The sequence below is a fragment of the Pseudomonas sp. GW821-FHT09C09 genome (genome assembly GCF_059418105.1).
Genome location: NZ_JBWKPF010000001.1, coordinates 449,367 through 475,566, shown reverse-complemented (window position 1 = coordinate 475,566; position 26,200 = coordinate 449,367). Strand labels below are relative to the sequence as shown.

At 60.7% G+C, this 26,200-nt stretch carries 28 protein-coding genes; 11 read left to right on the top strand and 17 right to left on the bottom strand.

The annotated features are described in order from the left end of the window. Nucleotides 1-5: 5 nt before the first annotated feature. From AC07NR_RS02315 to AC07NR_RS02285, 7 genes are all read right to left on the bottom strand, one after another. The gene (locus AC07NR_RS02315) at nt 6-716 is read right to left on the bottom strand and encodes an ABC transporter permease (RefSeq protein ID WP_085712925.1); all 711 of its coding nucleotides are present in this window, start codon (nt 714-716) and stop codon (nt 6-8) included. Next, entirely contained in the window at nt 713-1,441 is a 729-nt protein-coding gene (locus AC07NR_RS02310; RefSeq protein WP_065259276.1) for an ABC transporter permease, read from the bottom strand. Before AC07NR_RS02310 ends, AC07NR_RS02315 begins: the two co-directional genes overlap by 4 nt. A gap of 57 nt (nt 1,442-1,498) precedes the next feature. After that, nucleotides 1,499-2,281: a transporter substrate-binding domain-containing protein gene (locus AC07NR_RS02305; RefSeq protein WP_065259277.1), complete on the bottom strand. Its 783-nt coding sequence runs from the start codon at nt 2,279-2,281 to the stop codon at nt 1,499-1,501. Between the two features lie 219 nt (nt 2,282-2,500). Then, nucleotides 2,501-4,186 (bottom strand): ATP-dependent DNA ligase, encoded by a 1,686-nt coding sequence (locus AC07NR_RS02300; protein ID WP_495077726.1) that lies wholly within the window; start codon nt 4,184-4,186, stop codon nt 2,501-2,503. Next, complete coding sequence (locus AC07NR_RS02295) at nt 4,183-5,217, bottom strand: ligase-associated DNA damage response exonuclease (protein ID WP_495077725.1); 1,035 nt, start codon at nt 5,215-5,217, stop codon at nt 4,183-4,185. The genes AC07NR_RS02300 and AC07NR_RS02295 overlap by 4 nt, the downstream gene beginning before the upstream one ends. A 125-nt stretch (nt 5,218-5,342) precedes the next feature. After that, nucleotides 5,343-7,793: a penicillin acylase family protein gene (locus tag AC07NR_RS02290; RefSeq protein WP_495077724.1), complete on the bottom strand. Its 2,451-nt coding sequence runs from the start codon at nt 7,791-7,793 to the stop codon at nt 5,343-5,345. 144 nt (nt 7,794-7,937) lie between these two features. After that, on the bottom strand, nt 7,938-8,582 hold the full coding sequence (locus tag AC07NR_RS02285; protein ID WP_134825707.1) for a glutathione binding-like protein: 645 nt from the start codon (nt 8,580-8,582) through the stop codon (nt 7,938-7,940). Nucleotides 8,583-8,721: 139 nt separating this feature from the next. Between AC07NR_RS02285 and AC07NR_RS02280 the strand changes: the two genes are divergently transcribed. Beyond that, complete coding sequence (locus AC07NR_RS02280; protein WP_423205734.1) at nt 8,722-9,279, top strand: cysteine hydrolase family protein; 558 nt, start codon at nt 8,722-8,724, stop codon at nt 9,277-9,279. 78 nt (nt 9,280-9,357) lie between these two features. Here the strand turns inward: AC07NR_RS02280 and AC07NR_RS02275 are convergent, their stop codons facing one another. The 5 genes from AC07NR_RS02275 to AC07NR_RS02255 all read right to left on the bottom strand — a co-directional run bounded on the left by AC07NR_RS02275 (nt 9,358) and on the right by AC07NR_RS02255 (nt 12,218). Then, nucleotides 9,358-9,564, bottom strand: a complete 207-nt coding sequence (locus tag AC07NR_RS02275) for an SEC-C metal-binding domain-containing protein (RefSeq protein WP_007955014.1) — start codon at nt 9,562-9,564, stop codon at nt 9,358-9,360. A 5-nt stretch (nt 9,565-9,569) separates the two neighbouring features. Continuing rightward, entirely contained in the window at nt 9,570-10,055 is a 486-nt protein-coding gene (locus AC07NR_RS02270) for an LEA/WHy family protein (RefSeq protein ID WP_495077723.1), read from the bottom strand. An 84-nt stretch (nt 10,056-10,139) separates the two neighbouring features. Further along, complete coding sequence (locus AC07NR_RS02265) at nt 10,140-11,222, bottom strand: GTP pyrophosphokinase (protein ID WP_495077722.1); 1,083 nt, start codon at nt 11,220-11,222, stop codon at nt 10,140-10,142. 20 nt (nt 11,223-11,242) lie between these two features. After that, nucleotides 11,243-11,716, bottom strand: a complete 474-nt coding sequence (locus AC07NR_RS02260; protein ID WP_495077721.1) for a YchJ family protein — start codon at nt 11,714-11,716, stop codon at nt 11,243-11,245. A gap of 4 nt (nt 11,717-11,720) precedes the next feature. Then, entirely contained in the window at nt 11,721-12,218 is a 498-nt protein-coding gene (locus AC07NR_RS02255) for a DUF6231 family protein (RefSeq protein ID WP_065261926.1), read from the bottom strand. A 199-nt stretch (nt 12,219-12,417) separates the two neighbouring features. Between AC07NR_RS02255 and AC07NR_RS02250 the strand changes: the two genes are divergently transcribed. The 4 genes from AC07NR_RS02250 (at nt 12,418) to AC07NR_RS02235 (ending at nt 15,117) form a co-directional block, all read left to right on the top strand. Then, nucleotides 12,418-13,113, top strand: coding sequence for a PA1041 family peptidoglycan-binding anchor lipoprotein (locus AC07NR_RS02250; protein WP_248738111.1), 696 nt, complete (start codon nt 12,418-12,420; stop codon nt 13,111-13,113). An 88-nt stretch (nt 13,114-13,201) separates the two neighbouring features. Continuing rightward, nucleotides 13,202-13,924, top strand: coding sequence for a PA1041 family peptidoglycan-binding anchor lipoprotein (locus tag AC07NR_RS02245; RefSeq protein ID WP_495077720.1), 723 nt, complete (start codon nt 13,202-13,204; stop codon nt 13,922-13,924). A gap of 163 nt (nt 13,925-14,087) precedes the next feature. Next, nucleotides 14,088-14,366 (top strand): DUF1145 domain-containing protein, encoded by a 279-nt coding sequence (locus AC07NR_RS02240; RefSeq protein WP_114881704.1) that lies wholly within the window; start codon nt 14,088-14,090, stop codon nt 14,364-14,366. Beyond that, nucleotides 14,359-15,117: a collagen-like protein gene (locus AC07NR_RS02235; RefSeq protein ID WP_495077719.1), complete on the top strand. Its 759-nt coding sequence runs from the start codon at nt 14,359-14,361 to the stop codon at nt 15,115-15,117. Before AC07NR_RS02240 ends, AC07NR_RS02235 begins: the two co-directional genes overlap by 8 nt. Before the next feature lie 50 nt (nt 15,118-15,167). On the opposite strand, the gene AC07NR_RS02230 is transcribed toward AC07NR_RS02235, so the two are convergent. Next, entirely contained in the window at nt 15,168-15,632 is a 465-nt protein-coding gene (locus AC07NR_RS02230) for a CopD family protein (protein ID WP_495077718.1), read from the bottom strand. 99 nt (nt 15,633-15,731) lie between these two features. On the opposite strand from AC07NR_RS02230, the gene dinG reads away from it, so the two are divergent. From dinG to pdxH, 5 genes are all read left to right on the top strand, one after another. Further along, a complete protein-coding gene (gene dinG, locus AC07NR_RS02225) occupies nt 15,732-17,876 on the top strand; it encodes an ATP-dependent DNA helicase DinG (protein WP_085712938.1) in 2,145 nt (714 codons plus the stop codon). A gap of 95 nt (nt 17,877-17,971) precedes the next feature. Next, the gene (locus AC07NR_RS02220; RefSeq protein ID WP_305837047.1) at nt 17,972-20,329 is read left to right on the top strand and encodes a beta-galactosidase; all 2,358 of its coding nucleotides are present in this window, start codon (nt 17,972-17,974) and stop codon (nt 20,327-20,329) included. A 94-nt stretch (nt 20,330-20,423) separates the two neighbouring features. After that, nucleotides 20,424-21,569 carry a serine hydrolase domain-containing protein gene (locus AC07NR_RS02215; RefSeq protein ID WP_085712940.1) on the top strand — a complete coding sequence of 382 codons (1,146 nt, stop codon included), beginning with the start codon at nt 20,424-20,426 and terminating at the stop codon, nt 21,567-21,569. A gap of 113 nt (nt 21,570-21,682) precedes the next feature. Continuing rightward, nucleotides 21,683-22,780 (top strand): OmpA family protein, encoded by a 1,098-nt coding sequence (locus tag AC07NR_RS02210; protein WP_495077717.1) that lies wholly within the window; start codon nt 21,683-21,685, stop codon nt 22,778-22,780. 24 nt (nt 22,781-22,804) lie between these two features. Continuing rightward, a complete protein-coding gene (gene pdxH, locus AC07NR_RS02205) occupies nt 22,805-23,452 on the top strand; it encodes a pyridoxamine 5'-phosphate oxidase (protein WP_495077716.1) in 648 nt (215 codons plus the stop codon). A 5-nt stretch (nt 23,453-23,457) separates the two neighbouring features. Here the strand turns inward: pdxH and AC07NR_RS02200 are convergent, their stop codons facing one another. Further along, nucleotides 23,458-23,694, bottom strand: a complete 237-nt coding sequence (locus AC07NR_RS02200) for a hypothetical protein (RefSeq protein WP_085712943.1) — start codon at nt 23,692-23,694, stop codon at nt 23,458-23,460. Nucleotides 23,695-23,862: 168 nt separating this feature from the next. On the opposite strand from AC07NR_RS02200, the gene AC07NR_RS02195 reads away from it, so the two are divergent. After that, complete coding sequence (locus AC07NR_RS02195; protein ID WP_065261914.1) at nt 23,863-24,327, top strand: outer membrane lipoprotein; 465 nt, start codon at nt 23,863-23,865, stop codon at nt 24,325-24,327. A gap of 67 nt (nt 24,328-24,394) precedes the next feature. Here the strand turns inward: AC07NR_RS02195 and AC07NR_RS02190 are convergent, their stop codons facing one another. From AC07NR_RS02190 to AC07NR_RS02180, 3 genes are read right to left on the bottom strand one after another with little or no spacing between them, the layout of a single operon-like run. Continuing rightward, a complete protein-coding gene (locus AC07NR_RS02190) occupies nt 24,395-24,652 on the bottom strand; it encodes a DUF7683 domain-containing protein (protein ID WP_495077715.1) in 258 nt (85 codons plus the stop codon). A 47-nt stretch (nt 24,653-24,699) separates the two neighbouring features. Next, on the bottom strand, nt 24,700-24,954 hold the full coding sequence (locus AC07NR_RS02185; protein ID WP_423205050.1) for a colicin E3-like toxin immunity protein: 255 nt from the start codon (nt 24,952-24,954) through the stop codon (nt 24,700-24,702). A gap of 7 nt (nt 24,955-24,961) precedes the next feature. Continuing rightward, nucleotides 24,962-26,185: a colicin E3/pyocin S6 family cytotoxin gene (locus AC07NR_RS02180; protein WP_495077714.1), complete on the bottom strand. Its 1,224-nt coding sequence runs from the start codon at nt 26,183-26,185 to the stop codon at nt 24,962-24,964. Nucleotides 26,186-26,200: the final 15 nt, after the last annotated feature.

Below are 26,200 nucleotides of genomic sequence, written 5' to 3'. Positions count from 1 at the left end.
AGGTCCTAGTGAGTCGGCCCGAGGAAGGCCAGCCATCGGCGTTCGGCAAGACGGAACAGGCCGACCAGCGCAAAGGTGATGGTCAGGTAGATCAGCGCGGCGATGCCGAACGACTGGAAGGTCAGGTAGGTCGCCGAGTTGGCGTCCCGTGCGACTTTCAGGATGTCCGGGATCGTTGCGGTGAACGCCACGGTGGTCGAGTGCAGCATCAGGATCACTTCGTTGCTGTAATACGGCAGCGAGCGACGCAGCGCCGACGGCATGATCACGTAGGCATACAGCTTCCAGCCGGTCAGGCCGTAGGCCTTGGCCGCTTCGACTTCGCCGTGGTTCATGCTGCGGATCGCCCCGGCGAAAATCTCCGTGGTGTAGGCGCAGGTGTTGAGGGCGAAGGCGAGGATCGTGCAGTTCATCGCATCGCGAAAGAATGCATCGAGCATCGGCTGGGCGCGCACGGCGGCCAGGCTGTAGATCCCGGTGTAGCAGATCAGCAGCTGGATATAGAGCGGCGTGCCCCGGAACAGGTAGGTGTAGAACTGCACCGGCCAGCGAATGTAGAAGTGCGGGGAAACCCGGGCAATCGACAGCGGGATCGACACGATGAAACCGATGAAGATCGAGGCGCTGAGCAACCACAGGGTCATGGCCAGCCCGGTGATGTTGTTGCCGTCGGTATAAAGGAAGGGTTTCCAGTATTCCTGCAGGAGTTCGATCATCGTACGGCCTCCCGGGCACCGGCGGCATAACGGCGTTCGAGCCAGCGCAGGATGACGTTCGAGGCACTGGTGATCAGCAGATAGATCAAGGCGGCGAGTACCAGGAAGTAGAACAGTTGATAGGAGCTTTTGCCGGCATCCTGGGCGGCCTTGACCAGATCCGCCAGGCCGATGATCGACACCAGCGCGGTGGCCTTGAGCATCACCATCCAGTTGTTGCCGATGCCCGGCAGGGCGAAGCGCATCATTTGCGGGAACACCACGAAGCGAAAGCGCTGGCCGCGTTTGAGGCCATAGGCCGTGGCGGCTTCAACCTGACCCCTTGGCACCGCGAGGATCGCGCCGCGGAAGGTTTCGGTGAAATACGCGCCATAAATGAAGCCCAGAGTGATCACGCCGGCGGTGAAGGAGTCGATTTCAATGTAATCCCACTCCATGACGTCGGTCAGCGCGGTCAGCCAGGTTTGCAGGCTGTAGAAGATCAACAGCATCAGCACCAGGTCCGGCACCCCGCGAATCAGCGTGGTGTAGAGCTGGGCAGGCAGGCGCAGCAGTTTTGATTTGGACAGTTTGGCACTGGCGCCCAGCAGGCCGAGCAACACGGCCACCAGCAGCGACAACGCCGACAATTTGATGGTCATCCAGGTGCCTTCCAACAGCAACGGACCGAAGCCCTTGAGGCTGAAGGCGGAGAGCCCCAGATTTTGTAAGAGGTTTTCGAACATAAATCAGCAACCTGAGCGGATGAAAAAGGCGCCCATCGAAGGATGGGCGCCGGTGCATTATTTGCCGCTGTACAGATTCAGATCGCCAAAGTGTTTCTTTTGAATCTCGGCGTATTTGCCGTCGTCGTGTAACGCTTTGATACCTTTATCTAAAAGCGCCTTCAGCTCTTTGTTACCTTTCTTAATACCGACAGCGGTTTTGGCTGGCAGCAATTCGCTGTCAACCGGCTTGCTGACTTCGTATGCGGCACCGTCCGGCGACTTCAAAAAGCCCAGTTCGGCTTGCAGCATGTCCTGGATCGAGGCGTCGAGACGGCCGTTTTTCAGGTCGGCGTAGACCTGGTCCTGGTTGGCGTAGGCCTGGATTTTCACCCCGGCCTTCTCCAGCACGGCCTTGGCGTAGGCTTCCTGGATGGTGCCTTGCTCGTAACCGACGGATTTGCCTTTCAGCGAAGCGACGTCATCGGTCAGGCCGGAACCCTTCTTGAACACGTAGGCCGTCGGGCCGGAGAACAGCTCGCTGGAGAAGTCGATGGCCTTTTCACGGGCCGGTGTTACCGTCATCGACGAGATCACACCGTCGAATTTATTGGCGTTGAGGCCCGGAATCATGCCGTCGAAGTCGCTTTCGACCCACTTGCACTTGACCTTCAGCTCGGCGCAGATCGCGTTGCCCAGGTCGATGTCAAAGCCCACCAGGCTGCCGTCGGCCGCTTTCGACTCGAACGGTGCGTAGGAAGGATCGACGCCAAAACGCAGCTCTTTGTATTCCTTGGCCAGCGCGGAGCCGGCGGCCATGCACAACGCCAGTGCAGAAAGGGTCAGCAATGCTTTTTTCATTATTCAATCCCTAAGAACCAATATGAGCGCTTGTGGCGCAGAATTATTGTTACTGGAACGCTTACGACTTATAGAAAGTAGCAATTTCCGAACCAGAGTCCCGAACAAGTGTTTTAAAAGGTGTAGGAAGGGAGGGCGCAGCGGGAGGAATGCCCGAAAACGGGCACGGAAAATCGGATGCACTCTTCTAGCGCAGGAAGGGCTTTTCCGGGGCAGGGATCAGACCAGCAGATTCTGCAACGTCGCCAGGTTGTCGGCTTCTTCCACGGTCTTGTCCTGACGCCAGCGCAGCATGCGCGGGAAGCGCACGGCGATGCCGCTCTTGTGCCGGCGCGACAGGGCGATGCCTTCGAAACCCAGTTCGAACACCAGGCTCGGTGTCACGCTGCTGACCGGGCCGAACTTTTCCACGGTGGTCTTGCGCACGATGCTGTCGACTTCGCGCATTTCCTCGTCGGTCAGGCCGGAATAGGCCTTGGCGAACGGCACCAGTGCGCGGGCGCTGGAACCGGGTGGCCCGTCCCATACCGCAAAGGTGTAATCGCTGTAGAGGCTGGCGCGCCGGCCATGGCCGCGCTGGGCGTAAATCAGCACGGCGTCGACACTGAACGGGTCGACCTTCCATTTCCACCACACGCCCATGTCCTTGGTGCGGCCGACGCCGTACATCGCGTCGCGGGCCTTGAGCATCATGCCTTCGACCCCCAGTCGCCGGGAGGCTTCGCGCTGACGGGCGAGGTCGAACCAGTCGCTGCCGGTCAGCACCGGGGAGGGCAGCAGCACCGGGTTGTTGCAGCGGGCGATGACCTGTTCCAGTTGTTCGCGTCGTTTGATCTGCGGCTGGTTGCGCCAGTCTTCGCCCTGCCACTCCAAAAGGTCGTAGGCGAGGACCACCACCGGTACGTCTTCAAGGATCTTCCTGTCCAGAGTCTTGCGCCCGATCCGTTGCTGGAGCAGGGCGAAAGGTTGCACCGCTGGTGGCGCTGTCGAGTCCGGATCAAAGGTTTCGGCGTCAGGCCGGGTGTTTTTCCAGACCACGATTTCGCCGTCGATCACCGTGCCGTCAGGCAAACCTTCAACCAGCGAATCGAGTTCGGGAAAGCGTTCGGTCACCAGCTCCTCGCCACGGGACCAGATCCACAACCGCCCGTCCCGCTTGACCACCTGCGCGCGTATCCCATCCCACTTCCACTCCACCTGCCAGTTGCTGGCCGGGCCGAGCAAGTCTTCGAACTGCTCGACCGGTTGCGACAGGCCGTGGGCGAGAAAGAACGGATAAGGCTGGCCGCCACGCTGGGCATGTTCGTCGCTGGATTCCGGGGCGATCAGTTTCAGGTAGCTGGCGGCGTCCGGGCGGTTGGACAAGTCGGTGTAACCGACCAGCCGTTGCGCCACGCGTTTGCTGTCCAGCCCGGCCATGGAGGCCAGGGCACGGGTCACCAGCAATTTGGAGACGCCGACCCGGAAGCTGCCGGTGATCAGTTTGATGCACAGCATCAGGCTCGGCCGGTCCAGTTGCGCCCACAGCGCTGGCAACTGACGAGCGAGGTATTCCGGGGTTTCACCGCGCAGCGGCAACAGCTTTTGCTCGATCCATTCGGCAAGGCCGGCTTCGGAGGTGTGCGGGTTTTCCGGCAATACAAGCGAAATGGTTTCCGCCAGATCGCCGACCGCCTGATAGCTTTCCTCGAACAGCCATGGCGTGAGTCCGGACACTTCGACGGCGAGTTCGCGCAGGATCCGTACCGGCACCAGTTGCCGAGGCCGCCCGCCGGACAGAAAGTACACGGCCCACGCGGCATCTTGCGGTTCCGCCTGGGCGAAGTAGGCCTGCATGGCCGCGAGTTTGGCGTTGCTGGAGGTGGTGGCGTCGAGTTCGGCGTACAACCCGGCGAAGTCTTTCATGGTTGCACCTCGGCGACGACGGGTTCGACGGCGAGGTTGTCCTGTTCATCATCGCCGTATTCGGTGTTGAAGCCTTGGGCATCCAGGCCTTTTTCGCGCAGGTGGCGGACCAACACACCGATCGAGCCGTGCGTAACCATCACCCGTTCGGCGCCAGTCTGCTCGATGGCCCACAGCAGGCCGGGCCAGTCGGCGTGATCGGAAAGCACGAAACCGCGATCCACGCCGCGCCGCCGGCGGGTGCCGCGCAAGCGCATCCAGCCGCTGGCGAAGCTGTCGCTGTAGTCGCCGAAACGCCGCATCCAGCTGCTGCCGCCGGCCGAAGGCGGGGCGATGACCAGCGCCTGACGCATCAGCGGATCGTTTTTCTTCACGTCGCCGGCGTAGATCGTCGGTGGCAGATACACCCCGGCCTCGCGGTAGACCCGGTTCAGCGGTTCCACCGCGCCGTGGCTGAGGATCGGGCCGAGGGTTTCGTCGATGCCGTGGAGGATGCGCTGGGCCTTGCCGAAGGAATAGCAGAACAGCACGCTGGTTTTGCCCGACGCAATATTGGCCTGCCACCACTGATTGATCTCGCCAAACACCTGCGCCTGCGGCTGCCAGCGGTAGATCGGCAGGCCGAAGGTCGATTCGGTGATGAACGTGTGGCAGCGCACCGGTTCGAACGGCGCGCAGGTGCCGTCGGGTTCGATCTTGTAGTCGCCGGAGGCGACCCAGACTTCACCGCCGTATTCGAGTCGCACCTGAGCCGAGCCCAGAACGTGTCCGGCAGGGTGAAAACTCAAGGTGACACCGTGGTGGGTCAGGCGCCGGCCGTACTCAAGTGATTGCAGGTTGATGTCCTGACCCAGACGCGCACGCAGAATCCCTTCGCCGGCGCTGGCGGCCAGATAATGCGCGTTGCCGGTGCGGGCGTGATCGCCGTGGGCATGGGTAATGACCGCGCGCTCGACCGGGCGCCACGGATCGATATAGAAGTCCCCGGCGGGGCAGTACAGGCCTTCGGGGCGGGCGATAACAAGGTCCATGGCGTTACCGGAATGGAGGGACTTGTTAGCTATGAGGTTTGCGCGAAGTCAGAAGTTCGATTGATTTTGCGGGTCATTGCAAAACCCGTGTGGGAGCCGGGCTGGCTCCCACACGGGGATCGCATTTACTTGCCTGGAGTCAGCGTCAACCGCGTCTTCCCATACACCCGCTCAAAGTTCTGCGGCTGCATCGGCAAGCCGATGTACTGGCCCTTGAGCCAAGGATCGATCCCGTTGAGGTAGTTCGGGCTGGCCGGGTTACCCGATTGCCCCGTGCCGTTCTGGCCCATCAGCGGTTCGCTCTGGCTGAAGTCGACGATGAAACGCATCGACGGCGCCCGGGTGGTGTTGAAGTCCTGACCCCAGGCAAACGCCGCCGTGTTCAGAGTGGTGTGGTCACCACCCGCAGCGATCGGACCGCGAACGATCTGGCCATTGGCGTTTTTCCATTCGTAGCGGTGCAGTTTGCCCCACTGCCAGGCTTTGCGGTCGCCACCCAGTTGACTGTCGCCGGCGCTGATCGCCGCCGCCAGACTGCGGGCGAGGATCGTCGGCTTGTCTTCTTTCTGCGGGGTGCGGGCGTCGTCCCAGAACGGACTGTCCTCGCGGCCCAGCAAGTGATCGGCCTGCGCGGAATAGGACAAGTCGCCATTGGCGATGAACGCTTTCCACGCCGGGCTGTTCTGCGGGCCGAGTTCGTCGAGGAAGATCTGCTTCATGCTTTCCTGCAGGAACAACTCGTAGATCGCCGCATCCGCCGAGGTCGGGCTGAGCTTGCCGTCGAACGCCATCAAGCGGGTATAGGCTTCGCGGGCCTTGCTGCGGTCGGCTTCCGGCAGGGCGTCGATCGCCTGTTTCAACGGCTGCGCCATGCCCGGGGCTTCGAACATTTTCTTCAGCTTGGCGGCGAAGGTGGTGGTCTGGTCGTACTGCATGGCGATCATGCTGCGGCCGTCCTGTTTGCCACTGCCGGCCAGTTCCGCAAGGCGCTCGCCACGCTCCGGTGCGGCCCAGGAGTTGGACAACTGCATGCCGTAGCCGTGAGGGATGACGCGCTGGTTGGCTGTGCCGAGCCAGCCTTGGGCAGGATCCTGATCGTACGGGTGCAGCATCGGGTCGGCGTAACCGTCCCAGTCGTAGCGACCGTCCCAGCCCGGCGACGGCAGCAGGCCTTCGCCTTCGCGGCGGTTCGGGAAACGCCCGGTGACCTGCCAGCCAATATTGCTGGCGTCGGCAAACACCAGGTTCAGCGCGATGGCACGGATTTCCCGGCTGGCGTCCGAGGCGCGTTCAGCGGTTTGCGCGCGGCTCAGATCGAAAAACGCATCGAGGGATTTGTCGTCGGTGAAGCTCGGCGTCTGCAACGCCAGACCGAAGCCAGCACCCTGTACAGCGGCCTGAGCGCTGTTGAGCAATGCGCCGTGGCGGGTTTCGTACACCGCTTCACGAATCGGCCGCTGGCCTTTGACGAAATAGGTTTCGTTGCGCACGCCCAACGGCTGCCATTTGCCGTTGACCTCGTAGGTCAGGCTGCTGCCCTGGCGACGGATTTTTTCCAGGAACAGGTCCTGGTTGTCGCCGAAGACGCTGGTCGCGCTCCACGCCACTTTGCCGTTGAAACCACCGAGCACCATCGGCAGACCGGCCACGGTGACGCCGGCGGCCTGGTATTTCGGCGCGTGAATCTGCACGAAACTCCACAGCGACGGTGCGGCCAGCGGGCCATGACTGTCGCTGGCCAGCAGGCTCTTGCCGCTGCGGCTGCGTTGCGGGGCAATCGCCCAGTTGTTCGAAGTGCTGGCGCCGAGCAGGTTCATCGCCGCCAGTTGTTCGCTGGCGTTGCTCAGTTCGCTCAAGCCGGGAATCTGTCCGTTGAGCTTGATGCCTTGCAGCTTGTCGGCTTCGGCCACCGGCAGGTTTTCGTCGGGGGCGGACGGGGTCAGCCAGGCGAGCTTGTCGGTGGTGACGGTCTGCGCCAGCACCAGCGAAGCGATTTCTTCCGGCAGGTTGGCCGACTGGCTGAAGTTCAGCAGGCAGAAAATCAGCGCCGAGTCTTCCGGTTTCCAGTATTCAGGCTTGTAGCCGCTGGAGGCCAGATCCCCCGGCAACTTGTCGGCGTAGCGGAACAGGTAGGCGTTGACGCCCCGGGCATAGACTTCGAAGAAGCGCTTGAGCCGTGGCGACGAGGCCTTGTACAGCTCGCCGGCGCTTTTCTTCAGGTTGACGGCGCGCATGTAGCGGTCGGCGTCGAGCATCGACGCACCGGACATTTCCGCCAGACGCCCCTGGGCCAGCAGGCGCAGGGTGACCATCTGATTGATGCGGTCGCTGGCGTGCACATAACCGAGGGCGAACAAGGCGTCGTGGAAGCTGTTGCTTTCGATCAGCGGCATGCCCATGGCATTGCGGCGTACCGAAACGTTCTGCGCCAGGCCCTTGAGCGGCTGTACACCGGAGGTCGGCGGGAGGGAGTCCTGAGCGTTCCAGGTCTGGCAACCGGAGAGGCTCAAGACACCGGTCACTGCTGCGGCAACGCCGAACCGGGGAAGAAAATGTGAAAGGGCTGGCGAGGCCATGGCAAAGCTCCTGCGGGGGTGTAGAGGCTGGGGGCGCAATAAAGCCGCTACGTTAGTGAGCAGGAGGGGGCCGCGCAAGCGGGGCAAGCGGTTATTTCTTCCCGTTGATCGTTCCCGCGTACGGGAACGATCGGGCCGGGTGACTCAAGCCTTCGGCGGATTGATCTTCTGCACCAGCGCGTAGGCCTTCACGGTCGCCGGGCGATCCTTGATGTGGTTGAACCAGCGCTGCACATTCGGGAAGTCTTCCAGGTTCTGACTCTGCCATTTGTGCGAGACGATCCACGGGTAGATCGCCATGTCGGCGATGCTGTATTCGCTGCCGGCGACGAACTCATGGTTGGCCAGTTGCTTGTCCAGAACGCCGTACAAACGTGCGGTTTCATCGATGTAGCGCTTGATCGCGTAGGGGATTTTTTCCGGGGCGAACTGGCTGAAGTGATGGTTCTGGCCGGCCATCGGCCCCAGCCCGCCCATTTGCCAGAACAACCATTGCAGCGCCACCTGGCGGCCACGCAGATCCTTGGGCAGGAACTTCCCGGTCTTTTCCGCGAGGTACAGCAGGATGGCGCCGGACTCGAACAGCGACAACGGCTCGCCGCCATCGGCCGGCTCATGATCGACGATGGCCGGGATGCGGTTGTTCGGCGCGATCTTCAGGAAGTGCGGCTGGAACTGCTCGCCCTGGCTGATGTTGATCGGGTGCACGTTGTAGCGCAGGCCGGCCTCTTCGAGGAATAGGGAAATCTTGTGGCCGTTGGGCGTGGTCCAGTAATACAGGTCGATCATGGAAAGCTCCAAATCAGGAAGGGTACGGACAGCAAACGCCGGCTTCAGGTTGTCCTGTGTGCGTTCGATAGCTTGCTTAGTGACAGGAGGTGATGCTCAAGTACGGGAAATTCAATGACCGCGCGTGAGAAAAATCGCCATGGAGCTTCAGGCCAACGCTGCACTGATCATCATCGACCAGCAAAAGGGCATTCTGGAGCCGCGTCTGGGGCGACGGAATAATCCGTTGGCCGAAGAGCGGATCCTCGATCTGCTGAACTTTTGGCGGCGAAGCGGGCGGCCGGTGATTCACGTGCAGCACCTGTCGCGCTCGCCGGATTCGGTGTTCTGGCCCGAGCAGTCCGGGGTGGAATTTCAGGAAAGGTTTCTGCCGCAGGACGGCGAGTGGTTGATCCGGAAACAGGTACCGGACGCGTTTTGTGCGACGGGGCTTGAAGTGAAATTGCGTGAGGCCGGGATCGGGCAACTGGTCATTGTCGGCGTGGCGACCAACAACTCGGTGGAGTCCACGGCGCGCACGGCGGGCAACCTGGGGTTCGAGGCGTGGGTGGCGGAGGATGCGTGCTTTACCTTCGACAAGGCTGATTACTTCGGTACGTTGCGTACGGCTGAAGAGGTGCATGCCATGTCGCTGGGGAATCTGCACGGGGAGTATGCGACGGTGGTCGGGGTTGAGCAGATTCTGGCAGCAGGCTGAAAGCTGCGGAGGAGGGTGCTATCGCGAGCTGGCCCGCGATAGCGATCTAACGGGCGAAACGAATGTCCGCCCGAAACATCAAGCGCCGTGGCACTTCTTGAATTTCTTGCCGTTGCCGCATGGGCAAGGGTCGTTGCGGCCGACGTCTTTCAGGGCGTTGCGCACCGGTTCCTGGTGGGCGTGGCCGCAGTTCGGGCCGTGGACATGGCCATGGTCGTGATCATGGTGGTGATGGTCATGATCGTGGTTGCAGTCAGGGCCATGGACATGAGGTTGCTGGGTCATCGGGGTCACTCCGTAATCAAATCGGCGGGGATTATCACGCCATTGCGTTCCAGGTGCACGTAGTGAGCGATGAATAAACCGGTTTCCATCTCGCCTTGCAGCCGGTAGGGAACCTGCTGGTGCGGATTCTTCAGCATTTTCACCACGTCCTTGACCTTCGGCCACAGGTTGGTGCGGATCGGCACCTTATAGAACGCACTGCTCTTGGCGCCGACGGTGATCCAGTGCTCGTGCTCGCCCTCGGCCAGCAACATGTCCGCCAGATGCACGCGGTATTCCAGGCCGCGCACGGTCAGCTCGCTGTCATTGGGATTGTCGATGCGAAAGTGCAGGATGAATTTCTGTTCGAGCAACTTGGCGCGCACCACTTCGACTTTCACCAGGTGCACGGCGGGGTCGAGGGTGTCGTCGGCGAACCATGAGGCACAGCCGCTCATGACCAGGAAGGTCAGCAGAGCGAACGTGCCTCGTGCCAGATTCTGAAAGCTCATGCCGTACTCCTTTTGCGATCTAGTCTAGCAATCGGCAGAGACGTTGCACGACATGGCTCATTTGCTCAGGTTTTTGAGGCTATTTCAGGGGTGGCTGAAGTTTTCCGCAACATTGAATACTTGTCGTGCCATCTCTGGTTCCCAGCCAAGGTCAATCAAATGGGTTTCACTGAGAGAAGTTGACTTCTGCCAAAGAACAATAAGCTGACAGATGAAGCCAATACTCGCAGACCAGCGATGACTGCCGCGCGCTACATTGGAGTTGATATGCTGCTTAAAGTAGTTCTGAGCTTCTTTAATTGATGCTTTCAGTGTTTTTTCGAATTCGGGGATGGCAAACAGGCCCGCCGAATTACAGGTTTGAATCAGCCTCGAAAGTGTATCGCTGCTGGAATAGTCGTTTTCATTCTGGTCGTCTACGTAAAAACCAGCGTTTCTTGCAGCCGTGGATAGCTCTACGACAGTAGGCGAGTGGGCAATATATTTTCTCAAGGAAATCGCGTCGATCGGGAGATCGATTTCTTCTTTTTCAATTTTTCTTTCAATGTTAGTGGATTCCAGCGCTGACATCGACCTGAGTGACACGAACTCGTCATCTGCTATTTCGAAGAGCGCCGAAAGCCGAAAGAGTTTGCGTTTCAGCTTTTCAGGTACGTCAGAGTCGCGTTTGTAATCAAGTTTGTGAGAAATGGCTGCCCATGCGTGCTGAAGTACAGTTCTGATCTGGATTTCAAATTTCAGATCTTTCAAAACTTTAAATTTTTCCGGGGTTTCCAGTTCAGGATCTATTTGAAAAATGAAGTGAACGGAGCGATAGCCAAAGCTCGACTCCCCTTCTGGCATTTTTACTTCCTTGTCCTGCGTTGGCTTGAATATCCCGGAGAATTGTTCTTCTATTTTTTCCAGGTCGTCTTCATAGAATGTGATGACTCTCAAGCCGACGAGGTCAGTAATATCATTGAAAGGGTCTCGGTAGTTTTTTTCCGGTTTTATCGCTTTCTTTACAAAGCTTTCGGTGTCTTTAGCTCTTGACTCGGTAATGTGATATTTGATGTTGTTTTTAGATAATTTGTCTTTTAGGACATTCTCTAAATGTTCAGCGTATTCTTTGAATAATGGAAAATTTTCAGTATGTTTTTCACGCAGAGTCTGTTTCGTCATTTGCATGGTGCGGCGTCCTTGTCGGCTTATTGTATGTAGCTGAAACAACACTTCTTGAACTTCTGCCCGCTGGCGCAAGGGCAGCTGTCGTTGCGCCCGAGCTTGAGCTGTACGGTCGGATCGATGAAGTACCAGCGCCCGCCGTTCTGTACGAACGAAGATCGCTCGCGGTGACTGTGCTCACCCTGACTGTCGTGCCAGCGCGCGGTGAAGGTGACGAAGGCGTGTTCCGGCTGGCCGCCGAAGACTTCCGAGCTCTCGACGTTGAGGCCGAGCCAGGTGCTCGATGCGCTCCAGTTGCTGATCGACTGCCGATCCAGCTCGGCCTGCTGGGCGGGCAGGGTGGTCGCCACCAGATAATCGATCAAGCCCAGCACATAGGCGCTGTAGCGCGAACGCATCAGGGCTTCGGCGCACGGAGCCGGATGGCCCGCATGATAATGGCCGCAGCAGGCATCCAGCAGGTTGCCGCTGCCGCAGGGGCAAATGGCTGTACTCATTGCATTACCACCAGTATTTCCCGAAGTTTTCCGGATTGGCCCAGAACCGCGAGTTGAGCCAGTCGGGGACTTGTTTGTAGTCAAGCAGATCATAGGTGAACAGGGTCAGCACCTGCTCATCCCGGGCGAAGCGTTCGCTGGCCTGCAGAGCCAGAGAATAGAAATCGGTTTCCTGCCAGCCACTGGCCGGCAGGTCGGCCAGCACGGCAATGCGGCTGGCGTTGAGGTTGCGGATCCCGCCGAGCAGATTCAGGCCATCACGCTTGGGCAAATGCTCCAGGCAATCGACCACCAGCGCGAGGTCGAAACGCTGTGCGGCGAGGTCTGCGGGCAAGGCGCCGGGCGCGGCGTGGGCGACGCAAGTGTCCGGATGTGCATCCTTGAAAGCGGCCAGCGCCGGAAATTCGCTGGCGCCGATCAGCAGCAGACGTGCCGGGGCGTAGCGGTCGAGCAGAGCGGCCAGTGCCTGCTGTGGCGTGCGGGAAGAAATCGCGACGTTCATCGAAGCTCCTCAATCAGATCGCCAAGACTAGCCTGCCCGAGCGTCAAGGCCTAGATCTCTGTTCTGCGGGTTTGCGGCAAATGCATTGAAGCCCTGTGAACACGCTCGCAAACAGCAGTGGCCTATTGCTGGCGGAGATTAAAACTCCGGTCTTTACTCCCTGAATCGGTTCTAAGCCGATCCCTCAGGAGAAAACTAGATGAGCATAGTTCGGACAGCATTACCCTTGGTTCTGCTAACCAGTGTGTTGACTGGTTGCGCAGGTTTGCAGAAAACCGACTGGCCGACCTGTGCGGCAGTCGGTGGTGTCGTCGGCGCGGGTCTCGGGGCGACGGAAAGCTCGTCCTGGGCCGGTTACGGCGCGTTGCTGGTCGGCGGTACGGCGGCAGCCTATTGCTGGGTGCACGGTGATGGCGATGAAGACGGCGACGGTGTGCCGGACAGTCGCGACAAGTGCCCGCACACGCCTCGCGGCACCAAGGTCGACGCAGACGGCTGCCCATTCCCGGCCCCTGCACCCGTCGTTGAAGAAGCTGTAGTGGTCAAGGAAGAAACCATCGTTATCCGCGATGTGCACTTCCAGTTCGACAAGGCCACCCTGACGCCTTCCGACAAGCTGGTTCTCGACAAGGTCGCCACGCGCCTGAAACAGGAATCGAGCACAGCGCGGCTGACTGTGACCGGTCATACCGACAGCGTGGGCAGTGATGCCTACAACAAGAAACTGTCGGATCGTCGGGCGCACTCGGTGGTGGAATACCTGATCCATGATGGTGTGCCACGTTCAAGCTTCGTTTCGGTGACCGGTGCCGGTGAAAGCCAGCCAGTGGCGGACAACAAAACCGCCGATGGCCGCGCGCTGAACCGTCGCACGGAAATCAAAATCGAGCGTTGATGCCCTCGCATCCGCGGCTTGTGCAGTCGTGGATGCGGGTCTTTACTCCTGTGTAACCGGTATGGGCCGGTGACACAGGAGCTTTCATATGAGTGTTCTCTCACGGTCCGTCTTACCGGTGCTGCTGGCAGGCAGCCTGTTGACCGGCTGCGCTACCCACAGCGATGGCACTGCCCCCCTCAATCAACGTACCTGGCCGATCTGCAGCGTCATTGGCGGACTGGTCGGCGGCGGTCTCGGCGCCATTGAAAACGGTGGCTGGGCCGCAGGCGGTGCGGCACTGGGTATCCTCACCGGCGGGCTGATCTGTTATGCCCAGGATGGCGATGAAGACGGCGATGGCGTGTTCGACCGCCGCGACCGTTGCCCTGACACTCCACCGAACACACCGGTCGATCATCGCGGCTGTCCGCTGCCGCAATATCCGGTCACCGAGAAACCGGCCGAACCGGCCCCGCAATCCGAAGTCATCACCCTGAGCGATGCCGGCAACGTGCTGTTCGCGTTCGACAAGTCCGACCTGACTCCGGCCGCGAAAAGCCAGCTCGATGCGTTGATGGACAAACTGCGCAATGCCGACGTGGTGAGCATCAAGGTCATCGGTCACACCGACAGCAAGGGCACCGATGCCTACAACCAGGCTTTGTCGGAACGTCGCGCGAGCAGCGTGGCGGCCTATCTGTTGAGTCAGGGGCTGGCGCCGGAAAAACTCACCAGTGAAGGGCGTGGCGAGCGCGAACCGATTGCCGACAACGAGACCGAAGAAGGGCGCGCGCAAAATCGCCGTGTGGAACTGCACATCAATCGCTAGGACTCTTCTGTAGTCCGCAGGCTAGAGCTGTCGGTCGACGATCAACGTCGAACCGGCAGCCATCCGACGAGTGCCCGGAACTTTTTTATTTGCCCCTCTGGCTTATCCCGTACGGAAGCCGTTACTGTGCGCCCAAAGAATAATTCGCAACACGGGGGAGCGTATGAAGGTGTTCTGTGGGCTGGGGCGATTGTTGACCCTGGTGTTCTGCTGCGTGGTACTGGCCAATCAGCTGGTACCGTTTGTTCATCCGTTGCATCTGCTGGTCAATCTGGCTGGCGTCCTGCTGCTGGCCATCCACCTCCTTGAAGTGCTGCTGTGCAACGCCAGCCTCAAGGGGCGGCCGCACCCATGGCGTGATCGTGGCCGTGTCCTGCTGTTCGGCGTTTTCCACCTGCAAACCATCCCGGCCCCGGCCGCTCCGGAGGCTTCCCATGCGTAAACTTTGCCTGCTCGCTGCTTTTATCAGTCCTCTGGCCTGTGCACAGGTAGTGAATGTCGAGCCCAATTCGCTGATGCGTTTGCCCAACACCGCCAGCACGCTGCAACTGGAGAAACTGGTGGTCGCCGATTACGGCACTTTGCTGGTGCCATCCAACGTGACCGAGTTGAGCGTCGGCGAGTTGCAACTGGGCCGCGAAGCCCGCATTGCCATCGTCCCGGGCGAACAGGCACTGGATCTGAAAGTCACCCGCGCCGCGTTTGCCGAAGGCAGCCGGATCACCGCTCGCGGCGCTCCGGGGACCTATGAAAAAGCGGCCCGTGCCGGACGTAACCTCAATCTGCAATTCAAGGCGCTGAACGCACCGCAACTGATCGTCGATGCACGCGGCGGTACCGGTGCGCCGGGGTTCGTCGGGCTTGATGGCGCCAATGGTCAGGAACCGGGTTGCACCTGGGGCCAGGCCGGGCACGGTTTCGATGGCAGTGACGGCAGCAATGGCCAGCCGGGTGCGCCCGGCGCGTTGGTGCGTCTGGAAGTGCCACGTGAATTTCCGGCCGAGTTGATCAAGGTCGAAGTGGCCGGCGGCGCCGGTGGTCCGGCCGGGCCTGGCGGCAAACCGGGGGCGGGCGGCAAGTCCAAAGGTTGCCTGGTGTATCGCGCCGATGGTGGCAAGAACGGCAAGCCGGGGGCTGACGGGCAGCCGGGGCCGGCCGGTGCGGCGGGTTCGGTTACGGTTCAGCGCCTGTAAGCGAATTTCCAAATGATCGTTCCCGCGCTGCGGGAACGATCAGCACCCCATCAAAACGAAGGTCGCGCCGCCGCAATCGCTACCAGCAGCACGCCGACCAGCAAATTGATTCCCACCACCCGACGAATCCGTCCCAGCACCGCCGCACCTGTCGGCCAGTCCTTCGCTTCGACCGCCGTGCGCAATTCCGGCAGCATCAACCCCTGAACCCGGATGAACAGCGCGGTCATCACCACGTACAACCCCATCATTACCTGCACGTACTTCGGCGCGGTCTCAAAGCCGATGTGCTGCAGATGCAACATGCCGACCCCGGTCACCGGCAGCAGAATCACCGCACCCCACACCCAGCGGAAAAAACCTTGAAACACTTCCACCCACAGGGTCAGCCGTCTAGGGCCGTCCAAAGCCTTCACAGCCGCGGGGCGCAGCACCATCCAGGCGAAGAACATGCCGCCGACCCACACCAGGGCGGCCAGTACATGCAGGGGGTAAACGAGGCTAAAAGGTGTCATTGGGGTACTCCGTTCTGCGCGGGATTGATTAGCGGGGTATGATAGCGGCCGATCCGAACCACTGAAAATTTATCCAGCGTTTTTTGCGCCCGACACTCAATGATCAGCACTGAACTCAAAACCACGATCCAGGGCGCCTACTCGCGTTTTCTAGAGGCCAAGAGCCTCAAGCCGCGTTACGGCCAGCGCCTGATGATCGCTGAAGTCGCCAAGGTCCTCGGGGATATCGACACCGACGACGAAGGCCGGCGCAGTGGCGACCCCGCGATTGTCGCGGTGGAAGCCGGCACCGGTACCGGCAAGACCGTGGCCTATAGCCTGGCCGCGATCCCCACGGCGAAACTCGCCGGCAAGCGCCTGGTGATCGCCACCGCGACCGTCGCCCTGCAGGAGCAGATTGTCTACAAGGATTTGCCCGACCTGATGCGCAACAGCGGGCTGAACTTCAGCTTCGCCCTGGCCAAGGGCCGTGGCCGCTACATGTGCCTGTCCAAGCTCGACATGCTGTTGCAGGAAGGCCACGCGCAGACTGCCACGGCACAGTTGTTCGAAGAAGAAGGCTTCAAGATCGAGGTCGACGAGGCCAGTCAGAAACTGTTCACCAGCATGATCGAAAAGCTCGCCGGCAATAAATGGGACGGCGACCGCGACAGCTGGCCCAACGCGCTGGAAGACGCCGACTGGGCGCGCCTGACCACCGATCACAGCCAGTGCACCAACCGCCATTGCCCGAACTTCGGCCAGTGCGCTTTCTACAAGGCGCGCGAAGGCATGGGCAAGGTCGACGTGATCGTCACCAACCACGACATGGTGCTGGCCGACCTTGCGCTGGGTGGTGGGGCAGTACTGCCGGATCCGCGCGACACCATTTATGTATTCGACGAAGGCCATCACTTGCCGGACAAGGCCATCGGCCACTTCGCCCATTACACGCGCCTGCGCTCCACTGCCGACTGGCTGGAAACCACCGCCAAGAATCTCACCAAACTGCTGGCCCAGCATCCGCTGCCGGGGGACCTCGGCAAGCTGATCGAGCAAGTGCCGGAGCTGGCGCGGGAGATCAAGACCCAGCAGCAATTCATGTTCACCGCCTGTGAGCAGATCGCCGATTTCAAGCCCGGCGAAGATGTCGAAGGCCGCGAGCGCCCGCGCCATCGTTTCATCGGCGGGGTGATTCCCGAGCACATGCGCGAGATGGGCATCGAGCTGAAGAAAGGCTACTCACGTCTCAACGACCTGTTTACCCGCCTGACCGACCTGCTCAAGGAAGGCATGGACGGCGAGGTCAACATCGGCATCGCCAGCAACCAGGCCGAAGAATGGTATCCACTGTTCGGCAGCCTGTTGTCCCGTGCCTCCGGCAACTGGGAGCTGTGGACCGCGTTCACCGCCGAAGACCCGGAAGAGAGCCCGCCGATGGCCCGCTGGCTGACCCTGGCCGAAAGCGGTTCGCTGTTCGACATTGAGGTCAACGCCAGCCCGATCCTCGCTGCCGAAACCTTGCGCCGCAGTCTGTGGAACGTGGCCTATGGCTGTCTGGTGACCTCGGCGACATTGACCGCCCTCGGCACGTTCGACCGTTTCCGCATGCGTGCCGGGCTGCCTAAAAAAGCCGTCACCGCCGTGGTGCCGAGCCCGTTCCATCACGCCGATGCCGGTGTGTTGCGGGTGCCAGACCTGAAAGCCGATCCGCGTGATGCCGCCGCCCACACCGCCGCGATCATCCGCGACCTGCCGGAGCTGGTCGAAGGCTCGCGAGGCAGTCTGGTGCTGTTCTCTTCGCGCAAACAGATGCAGGACGTGTTCGACGGTCTCGACCGCGACTGGCGCAAGCAAGTGTTCATTCAAGGCAACCTGTCGAAGCAGGAAACCCTGAACAAGCACAAGGCGCGGGTCGATGGCGGTGATTCCAGCGTGCTGTTCGGTCTCGCCAGTTTCGCCGAAGGGGTGGACTTGCCGGGTGCCTATTGCGAGCACGTGGTGATCGCCAAGATTCCGTTCTCGGTGCCGGACGATCCGGTCGAAGCCGCGCTGTCGGAGTGGATCGAGGCCCGGGGTGGCAATCCGTTCATGGAAATCTCGGTGCCCGACGCCTCGCTGAAACTGGTTCAGGCCTGCGGCCGTCTGCTGCGCACCGAAGAAGACCGCGGCACCATCACCTTGCTGGACCGGCGACTGGTCACCCAGCGCTACGGCAAGGCGATCCTCAATGCGTTGCCTCCTTTCCGTCGTGAAATATCCTGAGACATCGGTGGGCAGTTTTGCCCGCCGCGTTGTCTATCTCTACGCCATCGCTTTTCCATTGGCCATTGCTGGTCGTTAGGGAGAAATCTGTTCTCATGATTCGTCGTTCGTTGCCTGCCCTTTTTGCCCTGGTTTTCGCTGCGCCTTTGCTGGCGGCACCTGCCGGGCAGCAGACCTTGTTCAACTTTGTCCGCCCCGCCGACGTGGTGAAAGTGGCGACCGAAAACGCCGACTTGCCACAAGCCAACGCCGAGCAGACCCCCGAAGGCGAAGTGTTGCGCCGGGTGACTTTCAACCCGGTGGCGCGTCCGACCCTGCGCCTGACCCCGCAGACCGGTGCCTGGGACTGGTCGCAGTCCGGGATGATGAGCCTGCGCATCCAGAGCGCCATGAACTGGGCGGTGACCGTCTACGTACAAATCCAGAGCAACGATGGCAAGACCCTGGTCAGCCGCGTCGATCTGCCGGCCGGACCGGCGCAGACCTTGCTCGTGCCGTTGACTGCAACCTCGCCGTTGAGCCAGGGCATGAAGGCCGGGCCGTTGATGCCGATGACGATCGACGGGCAGCGCATCCTGCTGGCCAGCAGCTCCGGTGAGCTGGATCGCAGCCAGGTGGTATCCGTCAGTCTGTCGATGGATCAGCCGAAAGCCGCGCAAAGCCTGTTGCTGGAGCGCTTCGGCGTGCAGGACGAGGGCGAGGTGATCAAAGCCGCCTACGGCAATCTGGTGGATGCCTACGGTCAGTCGACCCGCAGCAAATGGCCGGAGAAAGTCGCCAATGACGAACAACTGAAATCCGCTGCCGCCAGGGAACAGCAACAGCTGAAAGCCTGGCTGGCCGAGCGCGAGAAGTCGTCGCTGGACAAGTTCGGCGGCTTGAACAAAGGCCCGACGTTCAAGGCCAGCGGCTTCTTCCGCACCGAAAAACTCGATGGTCGCTGGTATCTGGTGACGCCGGAGGGCCATCCGTTCTATTCCCTGGGCGTGAACACCGTCAGCCCCGAGGTCAATCAGACCTACGTGGCCGGGCGCGAGTACATGTTCGAGTTCCTGCCAAAATCCGATGAGCCACTGGCCATTCACTTCGGTGAAGGCGACAACCGTGGCGGCAACGGGGCCGATCAGGGCCGTGGCTACGGCAACGGACGCTGGTATGACTTCTATGGTGCCAACCTGCAGCGCCTGTACGGCGAACCTTGCGCGACGCCGGCGGCGACCGAGAAAGCGCCTGCTGCGCCGTGCAAGGCCACCATCGACGAGCAGAAGTGGACCGGCCATACCCTCGACCGCTTGCAGGCGTGGGGTTTCAACACCGTCGGCAACTGGAGCGCACCGCAACTGGGCGACGCCGAGCGCGTGCCGTACACCTTGCCGCTGTCGATCGTCGGCGATTACACCAGCATCAGTACCGGCAACGACTGGTGGGGCGGTATGCCTGACCCGTTCGATCCGCGTTTCGCCATGGCCACTGAACGCGCCGTGGCGATTGCCGCCCGTGATCATCGCGACGATCCGTGGCTGATCGGCTACTTCGCCGACAACGAACTGGCCTGGGCCGGTCCGGGTGATGATCCGAAGTCGCGTTACGCGCTGGCCTACGGCACGTTGAAAATGACCACCGACGTACCGGCCAAGCGTGCGTTCCTCAAGCAGTTGCGCGACAAGTATCGCAATCAGGCGGGGTTGTCGAAGGCCTGGGGTATCGATCTGCCGGCGTGGGAATTGATGGAAGACCCGGGGTTCGAGGCGCCGCTGCCGAATCCGGAACACCCGGAAATCGAGGCGGACTTCAAATACTTCCAGAAGGTCTTCGCCGACACTTACTTCAAGACCATTTCCGACTCGCTGAAATGGCACGCGCCGAACCAGTTGTTGCTGGGCGGTCGCTTCGCCATCAGCACGCCGGAAGCCGTGGCCTCCTGCGCGCAGTATTGCGATGTGTTGAGCTTCAACATGTACACCCTGAAACCACAAGACGGTTATGACTTCGCCGCGCTGCGCAGCCTCGACAAACCGGTGCTGATCACCGAATTCAACTTCGGCTCCACCGATCGCGGCCCGTTCTGGGGCGGCGTGACGCCGTTGAACAAGGAAGAAGATCGTGGCCCGGCCTACGCCAACTTCCTCAAGCAGGCGCTGAGCGAGCCGTCGATTGTCGGCGTGCATTGGTTCCAGTACCTCGATCAACCGGTGACCGGACGTCTGCTCGATGGCGAAAACGGTCACTTCGGTCTGGTTGGCGTGACTGACTTGCCGTATCAGGGCTTCGTCGAAACCGTGCGCAAGAGCAATCTGGCGACCCTCGATCAACTCGGCAAAGAAGCCGAGAAAGCCGCAGCGGCGGCGGACAAGGCCGGTCACGAGACCGAAGGCGGGCGCAAGGGCGAGGCCGGCAAAGGCCCGGGGCAGGGCGCCGGCCATACCGGCGGGCACTCCGGCAACGGTCATTAAGGCAGGACCGCCCGGCCCGCCGCTGTTCCCAAAACCCTCAAGGGCTGGAACAATGCGGGCCACTTTGTAGAGCGTTTTCGCGGGGGAGTTGCGGGTGCAGATTCAGGGACATTACGAGCTTCAATTCGAAGCGGTGCGCGAAGCCTTCGCGGCACTGTTCGACGATCCCCAGGAACGTGGCGCCGCGTTGTGCATCCGGGTCGGCGGGGAAACCGTCCTCGACCTCTGGGCCGGTACCGCCGACAAGGACGGCAGCGAAGCCTGGCACAGCGATACCATCGCCAACCTGTTCTCCTGCACCAAGACCTTCACCGCCGTCACCGCGTTGCAGCTGGTGGCCGAAGGCAAGTTGCAACTCGATGCGCCGGTCGCCCGTTACTGGCCGGAATTCGCCGCTGCCGGCAAGGAGTCCGTGACCCTGCGCCAACTGCTTTGCCATCAGGCCGGTCTGCCGGCCCTGCGCGAACTGCTGGCCCCCGAAGCCCTGTATGACTGGCAGACCATGGTCGACGCCCTCGCGGCGGAAGCACCATGGTGGACGCCGGGCACCGGTCACGGTTATGCCGCGATCACGTACGGCTGGCTGATCGGCGAGTTGCTGCGTCGGGCCGACGGTCGCGGCCCGGGTGAATCCATCGTGGCCCGAGTCGCCAAACCTCTAGGGCTGGATTTCCATGTCGGCCTGGCCGACGAAGAGTTCTACCGCGTCGCGCATATCGCCCGTGGCAAGGGCAATGTCGGCGATGCCGCCGCCCAGCGCCTGCTGCAAGTCACGATGCGTGAACCCACCGCCATGACCACCCGTGCCTTCACCAATCCGCCGTCGGTGCTCACCAGCACCAACAAACCGGAATGGCGGCGCATGCAGCAACCGGCGGCCAACGGCCACGGCAATGCGCGCAGCCTCGCCGGGTTCTACGCCGGTCTGCTCGACGGCAGCCTGCTGGAAAGCGAAATGCTCGACGAACTGACCCGGGAACACAGCCTCGGCGAGGACAAGACCTTGCTGACTCGCACCCGTTTCGGTCTCGGTTGCATGCTCGATCAACCTGATGTGCCGAACGCCACCTATGGCCTCGGCCCACGGGCGTTCGGGCATCCGGGGGCGGGCGGCTCCATCGGTTTTGCTGATCCGGAGCACGATGTGGCCTTCGGATTTGTGACAAATACCCTGGGGCCGTACGTCTTGATGGATCCGCGCGCGCAGAAGCTGGCGCGGGTGCTTGCCACTTGTCTGTAAAACGTTACTGGAGGTTCCAGGGCCGGAACCTCATTCGGCTTTTCGATTCAAAGCGTCTGTTTATCCGGGCGAAAGTCCTCTGATAGTCCATTACTAATTTTTGTGGGTTTCCAATGTCGTCCAAACAAACTCTCGCTCTGGCCCTGTGTTTCGCGATCACCGGTTGCGCTCAGACTCCCAAGAATGACGCCGATGGCGGCAGTTGGTGGCCGTTCGGCTCTTCCGACAAGGTCGCGGCCAAGGAGCCGGCTCCGGCGCCAGCACCGGTGAAACCCGCCGCTACCGCCCCGGTCGCCAAGACCGAGAGCAGCAGCCACTGGTACTGGCCGTTCGGCTCCGACGATTCGGCAGACAAGGCCAAGGCCGACGTGAAGCCCGAAGTCAAACCGCAAGCCGCGCCTGCCGTTGTCGCCAAGGCTGATGCCGATACCGGCACCAAATGGTGGTGGCCGTTCGGCGGCAAGTCTCAGGACACCGCCAAAGCCGTGCCGATGCCTGACCCGAAAGTGACCCAGGCCTGGCTCGACGACTACGAGCCGCGCCTGCGTGACGCGATCAAGGGCAGCAACCTGCAATTCGAGCGCCGTGAAAACGTCCTCGTGGTAACCGCGCCGGTTGAAGGTTCGTTCAACCCGAAACGCCCTGCCATGCTGTTGCCGGTGACCTTGAGCCCGTTCACCAATATCGCCAAGATCCTCGAAGCCGACCCGAAAACCGCGGTCCTGGTACTGGGCCACAGCGACAACGCCGGTGTCGCAGCCGACAACACCAAACTGAGCCAGGAACGTGCTCAGTCGGTGGCGGCAATCTTCCGTCTCAGCGGCTTGCAGCGTGATCGCCTGATGCTGCGCGGCATGGGCGCCGATGCCCCGCGTGCGGCCAACGACAGCGTTGAAGGCCGTGCCCTGAACCGTCGTGTCGAACTGCTGGTGACCCCGCAGAACACCATGGTTGCGCTGCTGAGCAAGTACAACATGCCGGCACCGAAGCCGGTGACCATGGTCGCTGCCCAGGACGTCAAGCCAGTCGCCAAGCCTGTGACTCCGGCACCTGCGGCGAAGAAAGCCGCTGTCCCTGCCACCAAAAAGGCACCGGCCAAGAAGGCCGCAGCCAAGGCGCCAGTGAAGAAGGCCCCGGCGAAGAAAACCGCTCCAGCCAAAGCCGCCGCCAGCGACAAGAAAGTCGCGGCGACCGACGCGGCAAAACAGTGATCCGCTAACGAAAAGGAATGCGCCATGACCCAGGCTCTGGCAGATATGCGTCGTGATTACACCCGGGACGGCCTGACCGAGGCGCAAGCCCCGGCCGAGCCTTTTGCGCTGTTCCACCAGTGGTTCGCCGATGCGGTGAAAACCGAGCAGGCGCCCGTGGAGGCCAACGCCATGACCCTGGCCACGGTCGATGCGGACGGGCGTCCGCACTGCCGCATTCTGCTGCTCAAGGGACTGGACGAGCAGGGTTTCACCTTCTTCACCAACTACGAAAGCGCCAAGGGCCAGCATCTGGCCGCGAATCCGTTCGCGGCCATGACATTCTTCTGGCCGAGCCTGGAGCGCCAGGTGCGCATCGAAGGGCGGGTGGTGAAGGTCACGCCAGAAGAGTCCAACGCCTACTACCAGGTGCGTCCGCTGGGCAGCCGTCTGGGCGCCTGGGCTTCACCGCAGAGCCGGGTGATCAACGGCCGGGGTGAACTGGAAGACTTGCTCAAGGCTACCGAGCAACGCTTCACCGACACTCAGCCCGACTGCCCGGAACACTGGGGCGGTTACCGTTTGCTGCCGGAGCGCATCGAGTTCTGGCAGGGGCGCGCGAGCCGCCTGCACGATCGCCTCAACTACCGTTTGCAGGGCGCCGACTGGATTCTTGAACGTCTGGCACCTTAAGCAGTCTACCGAGCGGGATAGCCTGCCGCAGCGGCCTCAAGCCACTTCGGCAGGTCCCGACGCCTGATCTTCTGTGATCGGGCTTGCGCCAGCCGTTCGAGCATGTAGGCGCGTTTGCCTTCATCCTTCCCGGCCAGCGACAATGCCAGATCGCGGTCCATCCAGCGTTTGATCCGCACGTACAACCACCAGTGGAAGTACAAACCGGCGACGGTTGTGACGACAATGATGAAGTAATCCATGAAAATCCTTGGGGTCGGCGGCGCAAGCTCTGTATTTTGGCGCTACTGTTGGGTGAGTTCGTGGAGGCCCTGTACCGGGCCTGAATGAAACCAAATTTATCCGGGCGGCGCCGTGACAGGCGTCAAGCTGCGGAGTTTAATGAATACCTGTCCTTTGGAGTTGATCCTATGCGTAAGTCTGTTCTGCTGGTTGCTTCCTTTTCCACGATGGCGATGTTGCTTGCCGGCTGCCAATCGAGCCTGACCGGTGACTCCTACTCCCGTGACGAAGCGCGTCGCGTGCAGACGATTCGCATGGGCACCATCGAATCCCTGCGTCCGGTGAAAATCGAAGGCACCAAGACCCCGATCGGCGGCGCAGCCGGTGCTGTGGTCGGCGGTGTCGGCGGCAGCGCCATCGGCGGCGGTAAAGGCAGCATCGTTGCAGCCGTTATCGGTGCCGTGGCCGGCGGCCTGATCGGTTCCGCCACCGAAGAAGGCCTGACCCGTACTCAAGGTGTTGAAATCACCGTGCGCGAAGACGACGGCAGCATGCGCGCCTACGTGCAGCAAGTGCAGGAGAATGAAGTGTTCCGCGTCGGTGAGCGCGTACGGATTTCGACTGTCGGCGGGACCAGCCGCGTTTCGCACTAAGCGGGAACGAGCGGTAAAGAAAAACCCCGATCAGGTGACTGGTCGGGTTTTTTTATTGAAAATTTATTTAGTTACTTCCATAACAACCTAATTGAAAGTCGAATTTTGGGTCGAAAAACTCGGTTCCTATTAGATTTTCCAGTTCGGTTATTTTCTGGCTATCGAGGTCGTAGCCATAAATTTCATCTTCTGGTTTAGTCCAGTTCATGATCTTTCTTAACTGCTCGATGTTTCCGTCTGGAATGTTTACTTCAAAAACAAGAAGCTCAGTTTTCTTGTCGTAGGCTTCGATCGTGTGATTTAGTTTTGAGTATCGGCAAGTCATTCGGTGCACACCAGTTGAACAATATGCTCTGAGAGTCCCATCAAATATCACCAGCTCTTTCTATACCGAAACGATATTTGATAGTCGTAAATGCTTTCGTCAAATTTGTGAGTGAAAAAGGGTTGAAGGCGGGATACCCAATCAGTCCTGACATCAAAACCCCCATCATAGATTTCGCTTTCCGCCATCAAACCCAAAGCCTCAATGATTGATCCGTCATCACCGAGATCGGCTGAATACTCCTTCCCCACAGATTGCTCGGATATTTTTTCGTACCAATTCAGTCTTAACTTCAGCCCCATTGCAGCCTCACAAATACTTTTTAATATTTCGGTTTTTCTTGGGTGGATCTATCTGTTCACCCGTTATCGGATCAAAAGAGCCTAGATGGCTGCCATCACTTGCACGATAAGCTTCCAGTTCTCCGTGCAGCGAGTCCCATTCATAGATTGTCCTACCCTTATTGTCAGTCCAACGCTCTCGAAGCCCCGCGCCACCCTGTTTGGGTGTTTTCTTCTTGGCTTCCCTTAACCCCGGGAAACCCAATATTTCCTCAGTTTCAGGTGCTGAATGGTAGTCGTGATCCGGATTCGGAAGCTTTCTGCCAGTAAGGTTTAAAACAATATAAACCGGCCTGACCCCCGACCCCGCCGGAAACACCAATATGAAATCCCGATACTCCGGCGGATAAACCGGGTTCACCAGAATCCCGTCCGCCGCTTTCGTCGGTGGATACACCCAGATATGCGGTACCTGCGGGGCGGCCTCCAGCGCGGGGATGCCGAGGATGTCGGAGCCGTCCACGGCCGGTGTCCAGATCAGTTCGATGCCTTCGCCAAGGTTTGCGACAAATCGGTTATCGCGTGCGGTGAATTGCACGACATCGACCATTTCCCAGTCGCGGTTCTTGCCGGTGTAGAAGCCGTAACCCTTGAGGCTGCCGTCGGCCTGCTGTTCGACGTGCAAGCGCACGCGGGTTCGAGCCTGTTTGAGGGCGAGCAACTGGTCTTCGGTGTAGAGGGCGCTGTCGCTCAGGTTCGATGGCATGAACAGCGCCACCAACCCGACCAGCGGGGCCACGACGGCGGCGGAGGCCATCGCGGGCAAAGCCTTGAACGCCTCACCGGCGAGAGCAAAGGTGCCCAGGCCAGCAGGAATGGCGGTGCCGCTGATTTTCTTGAGTGCAACGCCGCCGCTGTCATCGGCTTCACGTCCGCCGAGCAGGATCAGATCGCCGTAATCTTTCAGGCTGTCCGTCGGCACCATCCCCGAAGGATTCGAGTAATCGATGATCGCGTCCGGCAACTTGCAGGACTTGGCAAACACACATCCGGCACGCACCGGCTCAGGCTTGTTCGCCGCGACCTCACGGCCGCGTTCGAAGGCGTCCTGCCGCGCCAGCATGGCGTCGTACTTGTTTTGTCGCTCGTCCTGATCGGCCAGCTCGGTGGCCGTCAGGTAGCGGTAGGTGACGTGATGCCCGTCGCCTGCCGGTGGGTTGGGAACCCGGGGAATGTCCTTTTGACCAGCCACTGATTGTCCTTTCGT

What these genes read in the sequence shown, in the direction of transcription:
- AC07NR_RS02275 (WP_007955014.1), bottom strand. Translation starts at nt 9,564, where the DNA reads ATGACCCAGCAACCTCATGTCCATGGCCCTGACTGCAACCACGATCAT.
- AC07NR_RS02315 (WP_085712925.1), bottom strand. Translation starts at nt 716, where the DNA reads ATGATCGAACTCCTGCAGGAATACTGGAAACCCTTCCTTTATACCGAC.
- AC07NR_RS02300 (WP_495077726.1), bottom strand. Translation starts at nt 4,186, where the DNA reads ATGAAAGACTTCGCCGGGTTGTACGCCGAACTCGACGCCACCACCTCC.
- dinG (WP_085712938.1), top strand. Translation starts at nt 15,732, where the DNA reads ATGATCAGCACTGAACTCAAAACCACGATCCAGGGCGCCTACTCGCGT.
- pdxH (WP_495077716.1), top strand. Translation starts at nt 22,805, where the DNA reads ATGACCCAGGCTCTGGCAGATATGCGTCGTGATTACACCCGGGACGGC.
- AC07NR_RS02235 (WP_495077719.1), top strand. Translation starts at nt 14,359, where the DNA reads ATGCGTAAACTTTGCCTGCTCGCTGCTTTTATCAGTCCTCTGGCCTGT.
- AC07NR_RS02295 (WP_495077725.1), bottom strand. Translation starts at nt 5,217, where the DNA reads ATGGACCTTGTTATCGCCCGCCCCGAAGGCCTGTACTGCCCCGCCGGG.
- AC07NR_RS02270 (WP_495077723.1), bottom strand. Translation starts at nt 10,055, where the DNA reads ATGAGCTTTCAGAATCTGGCACGAGGCACGTTCGCTCTGCTGACCTTC.
- AC07NR_RS02240 (WP_114881704.1), top strand. Translation starts at nt 14,088, where the DNA reads ATGAAGGTGTTCTGTGGGCTGGGGCGATTGTTGACCCTGGTGTTCTGC.
- AC07NR_RS02230 (WP_495077718.1), bottom strand. Translation starts at nt 15,632, where the DNA reads ATGACACCTTTTAGCCTCGTTTACCCCCTGCATGTACTGGCCGCCCTG.
- AC07NR_RS02250 (WP_248738111.1), top strand. Translation starts at nt 12,418, where the DNA reads ATGAGCATAGTTCGGACAGCATTACCCTTGGTTCTGCTAACCAGTGTG.
- AC07NR_RS02265 (WP_495077722.1), bottom strand. Translation starts at nt 11,222, where the DNA reads ATGCAAATGACGAAACAGACTCTGCGTGAAAAACATACTGAAAATTTT.
- AC07NR_RS02285 (WP_134825707.1), bottom strand. Translation starts at nt 8,582, where the DNA reads ATGATCGACCTGTATTACTGGACCACGCCCAACGGCCACAAGATTTCC.
- AC07NR_RS02200 (WP_085712943.1), bottom strand. Translation starts at nt 23,694, where the DNA reads ATGGATTACTTCATCATTGTCGTCACAACCGTCGCCGGTTTGTACTTC.
- AC07NR_RS02305 (WP_065259277.1), bottom strand. Translation starts at nt 2,281, where the DNA reads ATGAAAAAAGCATTGCTGACCCTTTCTGCACTGGCGTTGTGCATGGCC.
- AC07NR_RS02185 (WP_423205050.1), bottom strand. Translation starts at nt 24,954, where the DNA reads ATGGGGCTGAAGTTAAGACTGAATTGGTACGAAAAAATATCCGAGCAA.
- AC07NR_RS02255 (WP_065261926.1), bottom strand. Translation starts at nt 12,218, where the DNA reads ATGAACGTCGCGATTTCTTCCCGCACGCCACAGCAGGCACTGGCCGCT.
- AC07NR_RS02310 (WP_065259276.1), bottom strand. Translation starts at nt 1,441, where the DNA reads ATGTTCGAAAACCTCTTACAAAATCTGGGGCTCTCCGCCTTCAGCCTC.
- AC07NR_RS02195 (WP_065261914.1), top strand. Translation starts at nt 23,863, where the DNA reads ATGCGTAAGTCTGTTCTGCTGGTTGCTTCCTTTTCCACGATGGCGATG.
- AC07NR_RS02260 (WP_495077721.1), bottom strand. Translation starts at nt 11,716, where the DNA reads ATGAGTACAGCCATTTGCCCCTGCGGCAGCGGCAACCTGCTGGATGCC.
- AC07NR_RS02280 (WP_423205734.1), top strand. Translation starts at nt 8,722, where the DNA reads ATGGAGCTTCAGGCCAACGCTGCACTGATCATCATCGACCAGCAAAAG.
- AC07NR_RS02220 (WP_305837047.1), top strand. Translation starts at nt 17,972, where the DNA reads ATGATTCGTCGTTCGTTGCCTGCCCTTTTTGCCCTGGTTTTCGCTGCG.
- AC07NR_RS02190 (WP_495077715.1), bottom strand. Translation starts at nt 24,652, where the DNA reads ATGACTTGCCGATACTCAAAACTAAATCACACGATCGAAGCCTACGAC.
- AC07NR_RS02290 (WP_495077724.1), bottom strand. Translation starts at nt 7,793, where the DNA reads ATGGCCTCGCCAGCCCTTTCACATTTTCTTCCCCGGTTCGGCGTTGCC.
- AC07NR_RS02210 (WP_495077717.1), top strand. Translation starts at nt 21,683, where the DNA reads ATGTCGTCCAAACAAACTCTCGCTCTGGCCCTGTGTTTCGCGATCACC.
- AC07NR_RS02245 (WP_495077720.1), top strand. Translation starts at nt 13,202, where the DNA reads ATGAGTGTTCTCTCACGGTCCGTCTTACCGGTGCTGCTGGCAGGCAGC.